Origin of the sequence: Kitasatospora sp. NPDC048545 (assembly GCF_040651155.1) — a bacterium.
Taxonomy (GTDB): Bacteria; Actinomycetota; Actinomycetes; order Streptomycetales; family Streptomycetaceae; genus Kitasatospora.
In genome coordinates, this window is the sequence record NZ_JBEZIQ010000011.1 from 179,346 (window position 1) to 194,122 (window position 14,777).

Genomic DNA, 14,777 nt, shown 5'->3' on the forward strand with positions numbered 1-14,777 from the left:
GCCCCGTCCGCATTCCGGCCGACCGGTGCGGGCCGGCGCGTCGACGGAGCTCGGCGCGCTGCGGCCCGACGTCATCGAGGGGTGCGAGTTCAAGCCCGGAGCGGTGGACGAGAGCCGGTACCGGCCGCTGTCCGGTGCGGCTGTCGGCTTCCACCGGCGGGCGCCGGTGCCCTTCGTCCGGCCGGTGTGGCACGGCCGGGAGCACCGCCGGCCCTCGGGCGAGCGGGCCGGTGCGGGCTGCCGGGCCGCGGGCGCCCGCGGACGGGAGCCGGCCGCGACCGCCCGCCCGGGGCCGGGGCCTACTGCTCGATGCGGACCTTGTCGGCCTGCATCCCCTTCTGGCCCTGGACGGCCTCGAAGCTGACCTTCTGGCCCTCCACCAGGGACTTGAAGCCGCTCCCCTCGACCGCACGGAAGTGAACGAACAGGTCGGGCCCGGACTCAGGGGTGATGAACCCGTACCCCTTCTCGTCGTTGAACCACTTGACCGTGCCGTTCTGACGCTCCGCCATGTCTTCCCCTAGTCGATGTGAATCATTGCCGACCGCGATCCTTTCACGTTCGGTGAGGGAACGAGTGCCAAACGTCACGCGCGTCCCGCTTCCGGCCGCGCGCTCCCGCCGGGCCGCCGGCCCCGCCGGGGAATGGTGTGCACGGCGTGAAAGCGGGCGGCGGGGGTCCGGATCCCGGTGGTAGGCAGTCGCAGTGACAGCGGAGCTCGCACTCCCCGCCCTGCTGCAGCTGATCGACGAGCGGTCGACCACCTTCCGCGCCGCGGTCGCCGCCGCGCCCGGCCCGGACGCGCAGGTGCCGACCTGTCCCGAGTGGACGTTGTCCGACCTGGTGCGGCGCCTGGGCGAGGTGCACCGCCGCTGGGCCGCCACCGTCGCTGCGGGCCCCGCCGACGGGCGCACGAAGGGGAGGGTCCGGCCGCGCCCCGCGAGCGAGAGGCCCTGCGGGCCTGGTCGGCCGAGGGGACGCAGCTGCTGCCGGACGCGCTGCGCGTGGCCGGCCCGGACGCCGGCTGTCGGACGTGGTGGGGCGCCTCGCAGTCGCCGCGGACCGCCGGCGCCGTCGCCCGACACCAGGTCCAGGAGGCCACGGTGCACACCTACGACGCCCAGGCCACCGCGGGCAGCCGCTGCCCGCCGACGCGGGCACCGACGGCGTCGACGAGTTCCGGCACACCTGCTGCGCGACGCCGAGCCCCTGGCCGTACGAGCCCGCGGCCGCCGAGGGCCACGCCTGGCGCCTGTGGCTCTCCGCCGACGGCGCGCGCGCCACCCGGCTGCCCGTGCCCGCCCCGGAGACCGGCGACGCCCCGGACGTCCCCGTCGCCCGCGCCCACGGCACGGCCGGCGAGCAGGTCCTCTTCCTGTCCGACCGCAGCCCGGCGGACTCCCCGCAGTCCGACGGCGACACACGCCTGTTCGACCTGCTCCGCGCGCGCCCGGGAACCGGAGGAGTAAGCCCCCGTCCGGCCGCGCCCCCGTCCGGCCCCCGGCCGGCTCCCGCCCGCCTGACAGCCGCCCGGCTGCTCAGCCGCCGCCGCCCATCCCGCCCTGGGCGGCGACCATCGTCAGGTTCAGCCCGCCCACCGCCCGGGCCAGCCCCGGGGACCGGTCGGCGATCCGGTCGGTGAGCTCGGCGATCCGCCCGGCGTGGGCCCGGCGGTCGTGCCGCGAGAGCACCAGCCGCAGGTGCCCGTGGGCGGCCAGTGCCGCGAGGACGGCGTCGGCGAACGGCACCGCGGCGACCGGGGCGCCGCCGCGGACGAGCCCGGCCACCCGCACCTGGAGGTCCAGGGCCTCGCGCGGGTCCGCCATCGCCACCGGGCGCCGCGGCACGACCGGGCCGTAGGGGTCCCGGTCCGCCATGGTCACCACACCGAGCACTGCGAGCCGTTCCTCGACGGCCTCCAGGGTCTCCTCGCGGTTGCGCCTGATCCACGACTTCCAGGTGTGCGGCCGGCTGCCCAGCTCGGCGAGCAGGGTGTCCAGGACCGGGTCCGCGGTGGCGGCGGCGGAGACGACCCGCACCCGGCCCGCCGCGTCCTCGGCGGCGGCGCCCCGGTGGGCGAGCTCGGCCAGGGCGCCCGCGCGCACCAGGAAGCCGGCCCGGGCTCGGTCCTGCAGCGACTGGGACCGGGTGTCGAAGGCCAGCAGGTAGACGTCCAGGTGCAGTCCTCGGCTCATGCCTCCGACGATACGGCGCGCCCGCCGGCCCGCCGTCGGCCTCGGGGCCGGACCCGTCTCCACCTGCGGGAGTACCCCCGGCCGTCGTCCGTTAGGATCCTGCCGATCTTGGTCGAGCACGTGTACGGGGGAATGCTTCATGAACGGTGGTCCGCGGCTGGTCGGACTCGTCCAGTCGGTACGGATCCAGGGGGCCCTGCTGCTCGCCGTGAGCCTGGTGAGCTGCGTGCCGGCCTTCCTCGGGGGAGCCGGCGAACCGGACCCGCTGAGGAGCGCCGGCATCGGCCTGCTCCTCTTCGCGACGACCTGCTACGGACTCCAGCGGGCCCGCCGGCCCTGGTACCGGGAGCGGCTGGAGCGGCTGAGCCCGCCGCCGCCGACCGCCGAGCCGGTCCCGCAGAGCGAGGCCTTCGACCTGTTCTCCCGCAGTCTCACCGCGCCCCTGCTCCTGGTGCTGCTGATCGGCCTCGCGGTCGGCTACGCGACGGGGATCCCGGTCGGCATGTTCGTGGCGGGCATGGCGGCCGGGATGCTCCTGCAGTCCCGGTGGCTGGCGGCCGAGGAACGGCGGCTGGGCGGCCGGGTCCTGTGCCTGTACACCCCGGTCCGCGTCCGGGCCGACGACCCCGACGGCCCGCTGTACCGCCGGTCCCCCTTCTGGATCGTCCGCGAAACCCCCTGACCCCTCCACCCCCTGACCCCTTCATCCTCCGCCCCGCCTGCCGCGCACACACACGCCGCGGCCGCCCGCGGACGAGCGCGCACGCACGTCCGGCTGAGTGGGACGAGCGCGCACGCGCGTCCCACCCGGCCGAGCACGTCCCGCTCAGCCGAGCAGCCGCAGCCGGGTCGCGGCGACACCGAGCCGCACGCTCTGGCCCCACACGAGTTCCAGGGCGTCCGCCTCGATCCCGTCCCCGAACGCCACCAGGTGCTCCGACTCGACCGTGAGCACCAACCGCCGCCCGGCCTCCAGCACCCCGTGCACGTGACCGGTTCCCGTCGCGGGGGAGGGCCACGCCTCCCGGACGAACCAGGCCAGCGCCGGCGCCCCCGGCGCGGGCAGGACCACCGGGCCGCCGCGCTCCAGCCAGGCCGAGCGGCACCAGCCGGTGGCACCCGTACCGGTCCCGACCAGGACACCCGACGACGCCTGCGCCTCCCCGGCCCCGGCCTCGGCCCCGGCAGCGTCGGACGCGCCGTCCTCCGTCCCCAACCGGTAGCGCGCCGTCTGGTGCCCCGGCTGCCCCACGTACACCTCGTTCAGCGCCAGCAGCCGCTGCCCGTCGTCGGCCACGGCCTCGACCATGGTCCGCTCCTGCACCGCCCCCTCGCCCCGCGCCGCCGCCCGCAGCAACCCGGCCAGCCCGTCGACCCGGTGACGCACCAGCACACCGGGATTGCGGCCCGGATCGGCGTCCACCCCCACCACCGGCTGACCGTCCAGGTACTTGGCCACATTGGCCACCAGACCGTCCTGACCCACCACGGCCACCACGTCCCCCGGCTCGAACAGGAACCGCGGCAGGTCCGCCCGTTCGACCCGGCTGCGCCGCCAGTCCAGCGGCACGGCCGCCGCCGCCCCGGCGAGCGCCTGCGCCTGCCGCCGGTGCCGCTCCTCGACCTCCCGCGCCGACCGGCCCCGCGACGTGAGGAAGAACGCGGCCTGCCCGGGCGTGCCGTGACGGGCGACCAGCTCCTCGTACTCGGTGCGCCGGTGCACCAGCACCACCCGCGGGGCGAGCGTCACCGCTGCGCCCCGGGCGCGCCGAGCCGGGCCAGCAGACCGGTGAGCACGTCCGGGGTCAGCGTCACGCTGTCGATCCGCGGCAGGTGCTCCGCCAGCCGCATCAGCGCCAGCGCCCGCAGCACCGCCGGATCGGCCTGCTGGTGGGCCGCCAGCCACGCCGCCTCCGCCACCGCCCGGGCCTCGCCGAGTTCGCGGGAGGCCTGTGCCTCGGCGGCGGCCAGCCGGGTGCGGCGCTGCGCCTCGGCGTCGGTGCGCACCCGGTCGGCCGCCGCCTCCTCCTCCGCCTGGAGCCGCTGGTTGGCGCCCTGCTGGGCGAGCAACTGCTCCTCGCGCCGGGCGAGTTCGATGCGGTTGGCGAGTTCGTTCTCGGCGATGCCGCGCTCGTGCTCGACGGCCACCGCGCGGCGCTCGAAGGTCGCCCGGTCGGCCTCCTGCTGCACCAGTTCGCGGGCCGGGGTGCGCAGCGCCCGTTCGACCTCGGGCTCGGGCCGCAGCGCCACCACCCGGACGGCGATCACGGCGAGTCCGGTCTCGGTGATCCGGGGCTCGCCGGCCAGGCCCTCGGTCATCCGCCCGCGTACGGCCTCCACCCCGTCCGCGAGGGCACCGGCGAGCGGGGTGCGGGCGAGCAGGCCGAGCGCGTGCTGCTGGGCGGTCTCGGTGAGCAGTGTGGCGAGCTGGTCGAGCGGGGCCGCGCGCCAGGCGCCGGTGTCGGGGTCGATGCCGAAGTCGACGCGGGTGGCGGCGGTGGCCGGGTCGGTGATCCGGTAGGTGAGCGTCGCCTGGACGCTGACGTCCTGGAAGTCCGAGGTGCGGGCGTGGAAGAGCATGGCGAGTTCCCGGTCGTCCACCGGCACTTCGGAGATCGCCGCGGTCAGCGGCCGGAACCAGAACGCCAGCCCGGTCCCGTCGTGGGCGACCCGGCCGCGCCGCAGGTGGCGGATGTGCGCGGTGGGAACGGCGCGCAGGTGGCGCAGCCCGAATCGTCTGGTGATGTCGGCCATCGGAGAACCCCTTTTCGTCATGTCGACGATATTGGGCCGTCCCGTTTCTCGTCAAGATGACGAAAAGAGGAGAAGAGAGAACCCCGGGGAAACGAAGAGGGCGCCGCCGCGCCCGAAGGCACAGCGACACCCTCACCCAGCCCTCACCCGGCCCGCCCCCGCCCCGCCCCCCGGGGCCGCGGACCCGAAACCGCCCGCCCTCAGGCCTCCAGGACCAGCTGCAACAGCTCCCGCAGCGCCTCCCGCTGGCCCGCCGTGAGCCCGGCCAGCGGCTCGGCGGCGAACGGCATCCGCTCGCGCAGGTCGGCGACCACGGCGCGCCCGGCCGCGGTGGCGGCGACACGCTTGACGCGGCGGTCGGCCTCGTCGACGCTGCGCTCGACCAGGCCCCGCGACTCCAGCCGGTCGATGATCACGGTCACGTTGGACGGCTCCGCGTGGAGCCGCTCGGCGATGCGGCGCGTGGGGACCGGGCTCTCGGCGGCGAGCAGCGCCTTGGCCTGCAGCGGGGTCAGGTCGTGGGCCGCGGCGGCGGCCTCGGACTCCTGGGTGTAGCGGCGGTTGACGGCCGCGAAGAGGCCGACGACCTCCCTGGTGAGCTCATCCGATGGGTCGGGCATGGGGTCCAGCGTAGCCAGGTGCTTGACAGGGTTGAATGTCGGCCCACATAGTTATGGTTCATAGTGGTTATGAACCATAAGCATTCGAGAGGTCACACGATGAGCACCAAGACCGTCCTGATCACCGGCACGTCCTCCGGCATCGGCCTGGCCACCGCCGTCACCGCCGCCCGCGCCGGCTGGCACGTGATCGCCACGATGCGCGACACCGCCAAGGCGGGCGCCCTGCTGGCGGCGGCCGAGGAAGCCGCGGTCACCGTCGACGTCCGCCCCCTGGACGTCACCGACCCCGCCTCGGTCGAGGCCTGCCTGGCCGGCCTCGACCGCCTGGACGCGCTGGTCAACAACGCCGGCGCCGGCCACGTCGGCACCCTGGAACAGGAGAGCGTCGAGGACGTGCGCGCCGTCATGGAGGTCAACTTCTTCGGCGTCCTGCACGTCACCAAGGCCGCCCTGCCCCTCCTGCGCGCGAGCAGGGGCCGCGTCCTGACCGTGACCAGCGTCGGCGGCGTCATCGGCCAGCCCTTCAACGAGGCCTACTGCGCCGCCAAGTTCGCCGTCGAGGGCTTCATGGAGTCCCTCGCCCCGGTCGCGGCCACGACCGGCGTGGCCGTGAGCGTGATCGAACCCGGAGCGGTCGCCAGCGAGTTCGTCGCCAACGTCGGCCTCGCGGACGACGCCTTGGAGCAGGCCGGACCGTACGCCCCGGCCCTGTCCGCCTACCTGGACCGCACCCGCGGCGCCTTCGCCAACGCCCAGACGGCACAGGACGCCGCGGCCCGGATCGTCGACCAGCTCACCGCCGAACACCCCGCCTTCCGGCTGCTCACCTCCGACGCCGCGCGCGCCTTCGCCGCCACCAAGCTCAAGGACCTCGACGGCTCGGCCGTCCAGGCGCTGACCACCGCCTGGGTCGCCGGATAACGCCGCAGCGCGGGCCCGGACACCGCCACACCCCCGGACACACCCCGAAGCGGACGGTCCGATCGGTCGACGCGCCCTGCGAGGCGCCCCTGCGACCGGCCGCCCGCCGACTAGACTCGCCCACCATCAGCCGCCTGACCAGCGAAAACAACGAACGGCTACCCCCGCAGCAGCAGGAAACCGCGTCGAAAGGCAGAGCGTTGAAGGTGACCGAGATCCTCCCGGGTTCCCCGTGCTGGGCCCAGTTGAGCGCCCGCGACCTCCCCGCAGCCCAGCAGTTCTACGGCGAACTGTTCGGCTGGACCGCCGAGACCGACCCGGACCCGCAGTACGGCGGCTACACGACCTTCTCCCACGACGGCGCGCCCGCCGCGGCCGTGGCCCCGCTGATGAACCCGCAGCAACCGGTGATGTGGCTGCTGTCCTTCGCCGCCGCCGACGTCGACCGCACCTGCGAGTCCGCCAAGGGCGCCGGCGCCCAGGTGTGGATGGGGCCGACGGAGATCGGCGACCTCGGCCGCTGGGCCCTGCTCAGCGACCCGACCGGCGCGCCGTTCGCCGTCTGGCAGAAGCGCGGGTTCGGCGGCTTCGGCGTGGTGGACGAGCCGAACGCCTTCGGCTGGGCCGACCTGTCGACCCGGGACAGGGACGCCGCGCTCGCCTTCTACCAGGGCGTCCTCGGCTGGCGGGTCTGGCCGCACGACACCTACCCGATGGTCGGCCTGGCCGACCGGATGTTCGGCGGCGTGATGCCCATGGACGCCTCCTTCCCGGCGGAGGTCCCCTCCCACTGGAACCCGTACTTCACGGTCACCGACGTGGACGCGGCCGCGGCGACCGCGACCCGGCTCGGGGCCGAGGTCCTGCACGGGCCCGTCGACGTGGAGATGGAGAACGGCCCGAGGATCGCGGTGATCCGCGACCCGCAGGGCGCCACCTTCGGTGTCTTCGCCCCCCTCGCCGACAGCTGACCCCGCCGGGCCGGGACCTCGGGACACCCCCCCGCCCCGACGTCCCGGCCCCTCCGCCACCCGACTCCCTCACCCGCCCGACTCCCTCACCCGCCCGGTCACCCGTCGCCCGCCGCGCCCCCCGCCTCCCCGTCGCCCGTCTCCCCGCCTCCCGCCTCCGCCAGGAGGGCCAGCAGGCTGCGACGGGCGGCGTCGACGTGTTCGGCGGCGAGCCGACCGAGTTCCTCGGCGTCGCCGCCCGCCCGCAGCAGGCGGGCGAGCTCGCGGTGCTCGTCGACGACCAGCGCCCGGTACCGGCCCCGGGCGAGCGAGACCCGCTGCAACTGGAACAGGAACACCTGGGAGCGCACGGCCTGCCAGGCCGCGGTGAGCCGGCCGTTCCCGGCGGCCTCGTAGACGCGGTCGTGGAAGGCCATGTCCAGGGCGAGCAGCCGCGGCACCCCGGCATCGGCGGCCAGCTCGGCGGCCATCCCGTCGACGAGCCGGTCGAGTCCGTCGAGCTGTTCCGGCGTCGCCCGGCGCATCGCGGTGACGGCCGCCAGCCGGTCGAGCGCGGCGCGCACCCGGTAGACCTCCTCCACGTCGACGGCGCTCGCCGCCACGACGGTGGTCGGCCGGTGCCAGCCGGTGCGGATCAGCCCCTCGTGCTCCAGCCGGGCGAGCCCTTCGCGCACGGCCCCGCGGCTCACGCCCAGCGACTCGGCGAGGTCGACCTCCCGCAGCGGGGCGCCGGGCGGGAAACGCCCGTCGAGGATCGCGTCGCGCACCCGGTCCGCGACCTCGTCGGCGAGCCCGCGCCGGACCGCCTTCCGCAGGGGTTCATCATTCATGTCCGAATGTTGACATCGGTAGGGTGCGGGGATCAAGGTGAGGGCCATGACCCGTCCCGCCTTTCACCTCGCCGTCCCCGTCGATGACCTGGCCCGCGCCCGCGCGTTCTACGGCGGCGTGCTCGGACTCCCGCAGGGCCGCTCGACCGACGGCTGGGTCGACTGGGACCTCCACGGCCACCAACTGGTGACGCACCTCGTCCCCGGGCACCGCCCCGATCCCGCCGGGCACAGCACCGTGGACGGCCGCCCCGTCCCCGTGCCGCACTTCGGACTGGTACTGGACGTCGACGCCTTCCACGCCCTCGCCCGGCGACTGGCCGACGCCGGCACCGGGTTCGTCATCGAGCCCACCCTGCGCTTCGCCGGACAGCCCGCCGAGCAGTGGACGATGTTCCTGCTCGACCCGGCCGGGAACGCCCTGGAGTTCAAGGCGTTCCGTGACGAGACCCGGATGTTCGCCCGATGAGGGGCGTCCTGGTCACCGGTGCCTCCCGAGGCATCGGCCGGGCCGTGGCGCACGCGTTCGCCGCCCGGGGCGACCGCGTCGCCGTGCACTACGCCTCCAGCCGCGCCGGGGCCGAGGAGACCCTGGCCGCGCTGCCCGGCGAGGGACACCTCCTGGTGGACGGCGACCTCGGCGACCCCACCGCCGTCCGGCGGATCGCCGAGACCGCCGACGCCGGGCTCGGCGGGGTGGACGTCCTGGTCAACAACGCCGCCGTGGCCACCGCGGAGACGAACGCCCACCACCCGGCCGAAGCGTCCTACGACGACTGGCAGCAGGTCTGGCGCCGGATGGTCGACGTCAACCTGCTCGGCGCCGCCAACCTCAGCCACTGCGTCGCCCGCCGCCTCATCGCCCGCGGCGCACCCGGCCGGATCGTGCACATCGGCTCGCGCGGCGCCTTCCGCGGCGAACCGGACCACCCCGCCTACGGCGCGAGCAAGGCCGCGCTGCACGCCCTCGGCCAGTCCCTGGCCGTCGCCCTGGCCCCGCACGGCATCTCGGTGACCTCGGTCGCCCCCGGCTTCACCGCCACCGACCGCGTCGCCGAACGCATCACCGGCCCGTCCGGCCCGGCCCTGCGCGCGCAGAGCCCGTTCGGACGGGTCGGCACCCCGGAGGAGGTCGCCGCAGCCGTCCTCTACCTTGCCTCGCCCGAGGCGACCTGGGCCTCCGGCACGGTCCTCGACCTCAACGGCGCATCCCACCTGCGCCTGTGACCCGCCCCGCCGCCACCCTGCCCCGCCCCGCCGCCGTCAGCCGCCGAAGACGGCCTTCGGATCCCCGGTGAACCAGGCGTTGTCGATGCGCATCCGCCGGATGAGCCAACGACCACCCTCACGCACCAGATCCACCGTGTAGGGGTTCTTGAGCAGGGCGTGCGTACCCGGCTCACCGACGAGCAGGTGCTGCGCCTCGACCAGCGCGGTGAGCCGGGCGGTGTCCCCGTCGACACCGACGCGCGGGTTGGTGACCTGGTGGGTGGTGTCCACCCGGCCGGCGAACATCGCCAGGATGGCGTCCACGATGAAGTCCCGACCGGTCATCAGGGGCGGCTCGCCACCCCAGCGCGCCGCGGCCGGACGGAAGTCCAGCTCCGCGTCGGCGGTGAAGGCCGAGGCGAACAGCTCACGGTCCTTCAGGTCCTGGCCGAGGGCGAACCGCAGGAGGGCGTCCGTGATCTCGGCACGGTCGCGCAACTCGCCGACGACCGCGGCGATGTCGTCGGGCCGCGCGGTCAGGGCCTGCAGGGGCTCGGTCGTCATGATGTCCTCCGGTGGAATCGGTGAAAGAGGCCGGGTTTCGACGTCCCCCACTCTGCCGCCGTGACCGATGGCGAACAACGCCCTTCTGCGCAATGATCGTTAACTCGGGCTTGACGACGGGGTGGCGCGTGATCGAGCGGTACGAGGTGGAGTCGTTTCTGGTGCTCGCGGAGGAACTGCACTTCGGGCGCACCGCCGAGAAGCTGCGGGTGTCCACCGCGCGGGTCAGCCAGACCATCCGCAAACTGGAACGACGGGTGGGCGCCACCCTGTTCGACCGCACCAGCCGCCGCGTCGAACTCACCCCGCTCGGCCGCGCGTTGGCCGATGACCTGAGGCCGGCCTGGCAGGCCGTCGAAGCGGCCCTCCAAGGCGCTGTCGAAGCCGGGCGCGGCCTGTCCGGCAGCCTCCAGGTCGCCTACGTCGGCGCCGCCGCTGGCCAACTCCTCATCGGGATCACCCAGTTGTTCCGCGAACGGGCCCCCGACTGCGAGGTCAGGCTACGCGAGGCCCGGATGACCGAGGCGACCCGCTGGCTGCGCGACGGCGACGCCGACCTGTGCCTCGGCCCCCTCCCGGCGCACGAACCCGACCTCACCTGCGGCCCGCCCCTGGTCCGCGAGGCCCGCATGCTCGCGGTCCCCGCCGGACACCCCCTCGACCGCCCGCACGGCGCCACCACCGAGGACCTGACGAACCTCCCGGTGATCCGACTGCGAGACGGCACCGCCGTCCCGCCACCCCTCCCACCGGGCCCGGCAGCCGACAGCATCCAGGAAGCACTCACACTCGTCGGCGCCGGCCACGGCGTCCTGCCCGTCGGCGCCCACACCCGCCGCTACTACCCGCGCCCCGACATCGCCTACGTCGCCCTCGCCGACGCACCACCCCTCGAATGGGGCCTGATCTGGCCGCAGAGCCGTACCACCGCCCGCGTCCGCGCCTTCACCCGCGCCGCAACCGACCTGGTCACCGACCCCACCCCCTGACCCCCACCCCCTGACCCCCTCTGCCCCTGGCGAATCTGCGCCAAGCAGAGAAACCCCATCCCCGAACCCCCGGAGGCAAGAGTGGAGCCGACGGCACACCCGCCCCCGACGAGGAGACCGGATGACCCCCCTCACCACGCCCCGACCCCACGCACAGGACGACGACACACCCCTCAGCCGCTTCGACGACCACCTCGCGGCCCACCTGCTCGCCCAGCGGATCGTCCTTCTCGGCACCCAGGTCGACGACGTCTCCGCCAACCGGGTCTGCGCCCAACTGCTGCTCCTCTCGGCCGAGGACCCGCGCACCGACATCAGCCTGTACATCAACAGCCCAGGCGGATCGGTCACCGCCGGCCTGGCGATCCACGACACCATGCAGCTCATCCCGAACGACGTCACCACGCTCGCGATGGGATTCGCCGCCAGCATGGGCCAGTTCCTCCTCACCGTCGGAGCCCCCGGCAAGCGCTTCGCACTGCCGAACGCGCGGATCATGATGCACCAGCCCTCGGCCGGCATCGGCGGCACCGCCGCGGACATCGAGATCCAGGCACAGAACCTGGAGTACACCAAACAGGCCATCGAACGGATCACCGCCGAACACACCGGCCAGAGCGAGGAGACGATCGCGCGCGACGGCGACCGCGACCGCTGGTTCACCGCCGAACAGGCCCGCCAGTACGGCATCGTGGACCGGGTGGTGCAGTCGCTCGCCGACATCCGCCCGGCCGCACCGCACCGACGGATGGGACTGTGACATGAGCTCCTACCCGGTTCCCTACGTCATCGAGCGCACCGCACAGGGCGAGCGCTCCTACGACGTCTTCAGCCGACTCCTGAACGAACGGATCGTCTTCCTCGGCACCGGGATCGACGACGGCGTCGCCAACGTCGTCATCGCCCAACTCCTGCACCTGGAGTCCGCCAACCCGGAACGCGAGATCTCGATCTACCTCAACTCGCCCGGCGGATCCTTCACCGCCCTGATGGCGATCTACGACACGATGACCTTCATCCAGTCACCGATCTCCACCTTCTGCGTCGGCCAGGCGGCATCCACCGCGGCCGTCCTCCTGGCCGGCGGTGACCCGGGACGACGGTTCGTGCTCCGGCACGCCCGGGTCCTGCTCGGCCAGCCGGCCAGCGCGGGCCGCCAGGGGACGGTCTCCGACCTCAGCCTCGCGGCCAAGGAAGTGATCCGCATCCGCTCGCAGGTCGAGGAGGTCCTGTCCCGGCACACCCACCACGACGCCGCGACGCTGCGCGCCGACCTGGACCGCGACAAGGTCCTCACCGCCGAGGAGGCCGTCGCCTACGGCCTCGCCGACCAGGTGCTCACCCGACGACTCGCCCTCACCTGACCCCTCCCCTCACCCGACCCCGCACCGGCGGCGCCCACCGGCCCCGCCGGTGCGGGGTCACGCAACCAGGCACAGACCGTCGTGCCGCCCCGTCGACGCACGCCCCTGACGTGCCCGGTCCACCCGGCTCCGCGCAGACCGTGCCAGCTCCTCCTGAGCGAGCGACAGCACATCGGCCAGGCCCAGCCCCAGCGCCCGGGCGGCAGCCGCGAGCACCTCGGACGACGCCTCCTTGCGCCCGCGCTCCAGCTCCGACAGGTACGGCATCGAGATCCGGGCCGCCTGCGCGACGTCCTTCAGCGTGCGCTCCTGCGCGAGCCGCTCGCGCCGCAGCACACCACCGACGAGGTCGCGCCACAGCGGCTCCCTCACCGCGGGTGCCTGCACGGGCGGCGCCCCCTGCGGACGCAGGGGGATGACGCGGGCTTCGTCCGGCGCATGAGTGCTCACCCCATCAGCCTAAGGATCCGGCGCCCCGTGGGAAGACAGCGGCATTCTGCCCTGGGTGAAGCCGACGCCATCACGCCCCCGACCACGCCACGGGTCTGGACAGCGACCCCGGAGTCGGCCAGTGTTCACCACCATGACCCTCCCGCCCCCCGAGCGCACCACGCTCCTCGCAGCGGTCACCGCACTCGGCGACGAGGCCGTCACCCTCCTCGCCGACAGCCGCGGCGACACCCCGATACCCGGCGCCGAGTGGACGGTCGCCGAGGCCGCTGCCCACCTCGCCATGGCCAACGAACTGATGGCCGCCCTCGCCGCCGGAGAGGAACGCCCCTACGGCGACGGCACCGCGGGCTCACTGGCCGCCGCCAACGAAGCCGCTCTGGCCGCCCGCTCCGAACGCGACCCGGCCGCCCTCGCCGAGGAGATCGCCCGACAGGCACACCGGTTCACCTCGGCAGCCGCCCCACGCACCGGCACCGACCCGGTACGGACCCCGCTCGGCCCGATGGACCTGGACACCCTCGCCGCCTACCTCCTGACCCACATGCTCGGCCACCTCTACGACATCGCCCTGGCCCTGCACCGCCCACACCCCATCGACCGCCAGCGCGTCGCGCTGACCCTGCCCTTCCTGCGCACAGCCATGCCACGGGTCACCAACCCCCACACCACGGCCGGCCACAACGCCTGCTACCGGCTACGGGTACGCGGCCTGGACACCTTCACCGTGACCTTCACGGACGGAACCGCCACGGTGACCCAGGACCCACCCCGACGCCCGGACTGCACGATCCTCACCGGGCCGGTCGCGTTCCTCCTCATCGCACTGGGCCGCTACACCGCCATCGACGCCCTCACCCGCGGCAAAGTCCTCGCCTGGGGCCGCCGGCCATGGCTGGCCCCGACCTTCCCCACCCTCTTCACCGCCCCCTGACGTACCCGGACCGATCTGAGTACGCCTACTCAAGCTGCCCGGCACCGACAGCCGCGAGGATGGCGGTACCACCCCGCCGAAGGCCACGAAGGAACCACCGATGCTCAGCCGGATCGCCAGCACCCTGATCCCCGTCCTCGGCCGCCTGTCCGTCACTTCCGACACCCCGGGCCCCATCGCCCCGGGCAGCATCGTCGCCGCCAACCACAGCTCACTCGCCGACCCCGGCGTCGTCCTGGCCGCACTGCGCCGGCTGGGCACCGAACCCGTGGTGATGGCCGCCGCCGGACTGTGGCGGATACCCCTCCTCGGCACGGTCCTACGGGCCGGCGGACACATCCCCGTCCACCGAGGCACCGCCAACGCCGCCACCGCCCTCGACACCGCGGCAGCCGCACTCGCCGCCGACCGCGTCGTCCTCATCTACGGCGAAGGCGGCCTCCCGAAACACCGCGACTCCCACGACAGCGAGCCCCGCCCCTTCCGCACCGGCCTGGCCCGACTCGCAGCGACAAGCGGCGCCCCCGTCGTCCCCCTCGGCCAGTACGGCGCCCGCCGCCTCAGCTCCGGCAGCGCCGCCAAACAGCTCGCCGGATTCGCCACCGCCCCACTGCGCCGCCCCACCCTGCACGTCCACCTCGGCACCCCCCTCCACCTCGAAGGCGACATCACCGAGGCAACAACCACCGCCCACCACGCCGTCACCGCAGCCTGGACCACCGCAGCCCACCACCTGCACGCTGACACCCACCCCACCGAATCCTGACCGGATCCTCCGGCCCTGCGAAGGTTGACTTATTTGTCGTCGGATGTGGGGGACTATCACGATCTAGGTGTACGACACCCGGTTGGACTAGGTGTTGATCTTGCTGTCGGGCGTGGGCCGGGTGGCCTACGCCCGTCCGACTGACAGGCGCCCGTCGAAGGTGATGTCGAAGGCGTTGAGGGCGGCCATCCAGCGGTTGCTCCAGCG

18 protein-coding genes and 1 pseudogene are annotated in these 14,777 nt (G+C 74.1%); 11 read left to right on the plus strand and 8 right to left on the minus strand.

The window, feature by feature from the left end; all coding sequences use genetic code 11:
* Positions 1-299: 299 nt before the first annotated feature.
* A complete protein-coding gene (locus AB0D10_RS13785) occupies positions 300-512 on the minus strand; it encodes a cold-shock protein (protein WP_350519589.1) in 213 nt (70 codons plus the stop codon).
* Between the two features lie 193 nt (positions 513-705).
* On the opposite strand from AB0D10_RS13785, the pseudogene AB0D10_RS13790 reads away from it, so the two are divergent.
* A pseudogene (locus AB0D10_RS13790) lies at positions 706-1,447 on the plus strand (maleylpyruvate isomerase N-terminal domain-containing protein); the annotation flags it as partial.
* Positions 1,448-1,538: 91 nt separating this feature from the next.
* Here the strand turns inward: AB0D10_RS13790 and AB0D10_RS13795 are convergent.
* Positions 1,539-2,195, minus strand: a complete 657-nt coding sequence (locus tag AB0D10_RS13795; protein ID WP_360255219.1) for a GPP34 family phosphoprotein — start codon at positions 2,193-2,195, stop codon at positions 1,539-1,541.
* 139 nt (positions 2,196-2,334) lie between these two features.
* Here AB0D10_RS13795 and AB0D10_RS13800 point away from each other — a divergent pair, with 139 nt between their 5' ends.
* On the plus strand, positions 2,335-2,877 hold the full coding sequence (locus tag AB0D10_RS13800; protein WP_360255222.1) for a hypothetical protein: 543 nt from the start codon (positions 2,335-2,337) through the stop codon (positions 2,875-2,877).
* A 144-nt stretch (positions 2,878-3,021) separates the two neighbouring features.
* Here the strand turns inward: AB0D10_RS13800 and AB0D10_RS13805 are convergent, their stop codons facing one another.
* The 3 genes from AB0D10_RS13805 to AB0D10_RS13815 form a co-directional block, all read right to left on the minus strand.
* Positions 3,022-3,945, minus strand: coding sequence for a hypothetical protein (locus AB0D10_RS13805; protein ID WP_360255224.1), 924 nt, complete (start codon positions 3,943-3,945; stop codon positions 3,022-3,024).
* The gene (locus AB0D10_RS13810) at positions 3,942-4,949 is read right to left on the minus strand and encodes an SPFH domain-containing protein (protein WP_360255226.1); all 1,008 of its coding nucleotides are present in this window, start codon (positions 4,947-4,949) and stop codon (positions 3,942-3,944) included. The genes AB0D10_RS13805 and AB0D10_RS13810 overlap by 4 nt, the downstream gene beginning before the upstream one ends.
* A gap of 200 nt (positions 4,950-5,149) precedes the next feature.
* Positions 5,150-5,569, minus strand: a complete 420-nt coding sequence (locus AB0D10_RS13815) for a MarR family transcriptional regulator (protein ID WP_360255228.1) — start codon at positions 5,567-5,569, stop codon at positions 5,150-5,152.
* Between the two features lie 99 nt (positions 5,570-5,668).
* Here AB0D10_RS13815 and AB0D10_RS13820 point away from each other — a divergent pair, with 99 nt between their 5' ends.
* Positions 5,669-6,493 carry an SDR family oxidoreductase gene (locus AB0D10_RS13820; protein ID WP_360255230.1) on the plus strand — a complete coding sequence of 275 codons (825 nt, stop codon included), beginning with the start codon at positions 5,669-5,671 and terminating at the stop codon, positions 6,491-6,493.
* A gap of 206 nt (positions 6,494-6,699) precedes the next feature.
* The gene (locus AB0D10_RS13825; RefSeq protein ID WP_360255232.1) at positions 6,700-7,464 is read left to right on the plus strand and encodes a VOC family protein; all 765 of its coding nucleotides are present in this window, start codon (positions 6,700-6,702) and stop codon (positions 7,462-7,464) included.
* 98 nt (positions 7,465-7,562) lie between these two features.
* Here the strand turns inward: AB0D10_RS13825 and AB0D10_RS13830 are convergent, their stop codons facing one another.
* On the minus strand, positions 7,563-8,294 hold the full coding sequence (locus AB0D10_RS13830) for a GntR family transcriptional regulator (RefSeq protein ID WP_360255234.1): 732 nt from the start codon (positions 8,292-8,294) through the stop codon (positions 7,563-7,565).
* Positions 8,295-8,340: 46 nt separating this feature from the next.
* Here AB0D10_RS13830 and AB0D10_RS13835 point away from each other — a divergent pair, with 46 nt between their 5' ends.
* Together AB0D10_RS13835 and AB0D10_RS13840 are read left to right on the plus strand one after the other, a co-directional pair.
* Complete coding sequence (locus tag AB0D10_RS13835) at positions 8,341-8,763, plus strand: VOC family protein (RefSeq protein WP_360255237.1); 423 nt, start codon at positions 8,341-8,343, stop codon at positions 8,761-8,763.
* Entirely contained in the window at positions 8,760-9,521 is a 762-nt protein-coding gene (locus tag AB0D10_RS13840; RefSeq protein ID WP_360255239.1) for an SDR family oxidoreductase, read from the plus strand. The genes AB0D10_RS13835 and AB0D10_RS13840 overlap by 4 nt, the downstream gene beginning before the upstream one ends.
* 36 nt (positions 9,522-9,557) lie before the next feature.
* On the opposite strand, the gene AB0D10_RS13845 is transcribed toward AB0D10_RS13840, so the two are convergent.
* A complete protein-coding gene (locus AB0D10_RS13845) occupies positions 9,558-10,067 on the minus strand; it encodes a nuclear transport factor 2 family protein (RefSeq protein ID WP_360255241.1) in 510 nt (169 codons plus the stop codon).
* A 128-nt stretch (positions 10,068-10,195) separates the two neighbouring features.
* Here AB0D10_RS13845 and AB0D10_RS13850 point away from each other — a divergent pair, with 128 nt between their 5' ends.
* The 3 genes from AB0D10_RS13850 (at position 10,196) to AB0D10_RS13860 (ending at position 12,420) form a co-directional block, all read left to right on the plus strand.
* A complete protein-coding gene (locus AB0D10_RS13850) occupies positions 10,196-11,056 on the plus strand; it encodes a LysR family transcriptional regulator (protein WP_360255244.1) in 861 nt (286 codons plus the stop codon).
* 121 nt (positions 11,057-11,177) lie between these two features.
* A complete protein-coding gene (locus AB0D10_RS13855) occupies positions 11,178-11,816 on the plus strand; it encodes an ATP-dependent Clp protease proteolytic subunit (RefSeq protein WP_360255246.1) in 639 nt (212 codons plus the stop codon).
* A gap of 1 nt (position 11,817) precedes the next feature.
* On the plus strand, positions 11,818-12,420 hold the full coding sequence (locus AB0D10_RS13860) for an ATP-dependent Clp protease proteolytic subunit (protein WP_360255248.1): 603 nt from the start codon (positions 11,818-11,820) through the stop codon (positions 12,418-12,420).
* A 57-nt stretch (positions 12,421-12,477) separates the two neighbouring features.
* Here AB0D10_RS13860 and AB0D10_RS13865 read toward each other — a convergent pair whose 3' ends face one another.
* Positions 12,478-12,870, minus strand: a complete 393-nt coding sequence (locus AB0D10_RS13865; protein ID WP_360255250.1) for a helix-turn-helix transcriptional regulator — start codon at positions 12,868-12,870, stop codon at positions 12,478-12,480.
* Between the two features lie 133 nt (positions 12,871-13,003).
* Here AB0D10_RS13865 and AB0D10_RS13870 point away from each other — a divergent pair, with 133 nt between their 5' ends.
* Complete coding sequence (locus tag AB0D10_RS13870; RefSeq protein ID WP_360255253.1) at positions 13,004-13,804, plus strand: maleylpyruvate isomerase family mycothiol-dependent enzyme; 801 nt, start codon at positions 13,004-13,006, stop codon at positions 13,802-13,804.
* 100 nt (positions 13,805-13,904) lie between these two features.
* Positions 13,905-14,570 carry a lysophospholipid acyltransferase family protein gene (locus AB0D10_RS13875; protein ID WP_360255255.1) on the plus strand — a complete coding sequence of 222 codons (666 nt, stop codon included), beginning with the start codon at positions 13,905-13,907 and terminating at the stop codon, positions 14,568-14,570.
* The last annotated feature ends 207 nt before the right edge of the window (positions 14,571-14,777 follow it).

Bases quoted from the DNA above. Each gene is read 5' to 3' on its own strand.
- AB0D10_RS13785 (WP_350519589.1), bottom strand. From the start codon at position 512: ATGGCGGAGCGTCAGAACGGCACGGTCAAGTGGTTCAACGACGAGAAG.
- AB0D10_RS13795 (WP_360255219.1), bottom strand. From the start codon at position 2,195: ATGAGCCGAGGACTGCACCTGGACGTCTACCTGCTGGCCTTCGACACC.
- AB0D10_RS13800 (WP_360255222.1), top strand. From the start codon at position 2,335: ATGAACGGTGGTCCGCGGCTGGTCGGACTCGTCCAGTCGGTACGGATC.
- AB0D10_RS13810 (WP_360255226.1), bottom strand. From the start codon at position 4,949: ATGGCCGACATCACCAGACGATTCGGGCTGCGCCACCTGCGCGCCGTT.
- AB0D10_RS13815 (WP_360255228.1), bottom strand. From the start codon at position 5,569: ATGCCCGACCCATCGGATGAGCTCACCAGGGAGGTCGTCGGCCTCTTC.
- AB0D10_RS13820 (WP_360255230.1), top strand. From the start codon at position 5,669: ATGAGCACCAAGACCGTCCTGATCACCGGCACGTCCTCCGGCATCGGC.
- AB0D10_RS13830 (WP_360255234.1), bottom strand. From the start codon at position 8,294: ATGAATGATGAACCCCTGCGGAAGGCGGTCCGGCGCGGGCTCGCCGAC.
- AB0D10_RS13835 (WP_360255237.1), top strand. From the start codon at position 8,341: ATGACCCGTCCCGCCTTTCACCTCGCCGTCCCCGTCGATGACCTGGCC.
- AB0D10_RS13840 (WP_360255239.1), top strand. From the start codon at position 8,760: ATGAGGGGCGTCCTGGTCACCGGTGCCTCCCGAGGCATCGGCCGGGCC.
- AB0D10_RS13845 (WP_360255241.1), bottom strand. From the start codon at position 10,067: ATGACGACCGAGCCCCTGCAGGCCCTGACCGCGCGGCCCGACGACATC.
- AB0D10_RS13855 (WP_360255246.1), top strand. From the start codon at position 11,178: ATGACCCCCCTCACCACGCCCCGACCCCACGCACAGGACGACGACACA.
- AB0D10_RS13860 (WP_360255248.1), top strand. From the start codon at position 11,818: ATGAGCTCCTACCCGGTTCCCTACGTCATCGAGCGCACCGCACAGGGC.
- AB0D10_RS13870 (WP_360255253.1), top strand. From the start codon at position 13,004: ATGACCCTCCCGCCCCCCGAGCGCACCACGCTCCTCGCAGCGGTCACC.
- AB0D10_RS13875 (WP_360255255.1), top strand. From the start codon at position 13,905: ATGCTCAGCCGGATCGCCAGCACCCTGATCCCCGTCCTCGGCCGCCTG.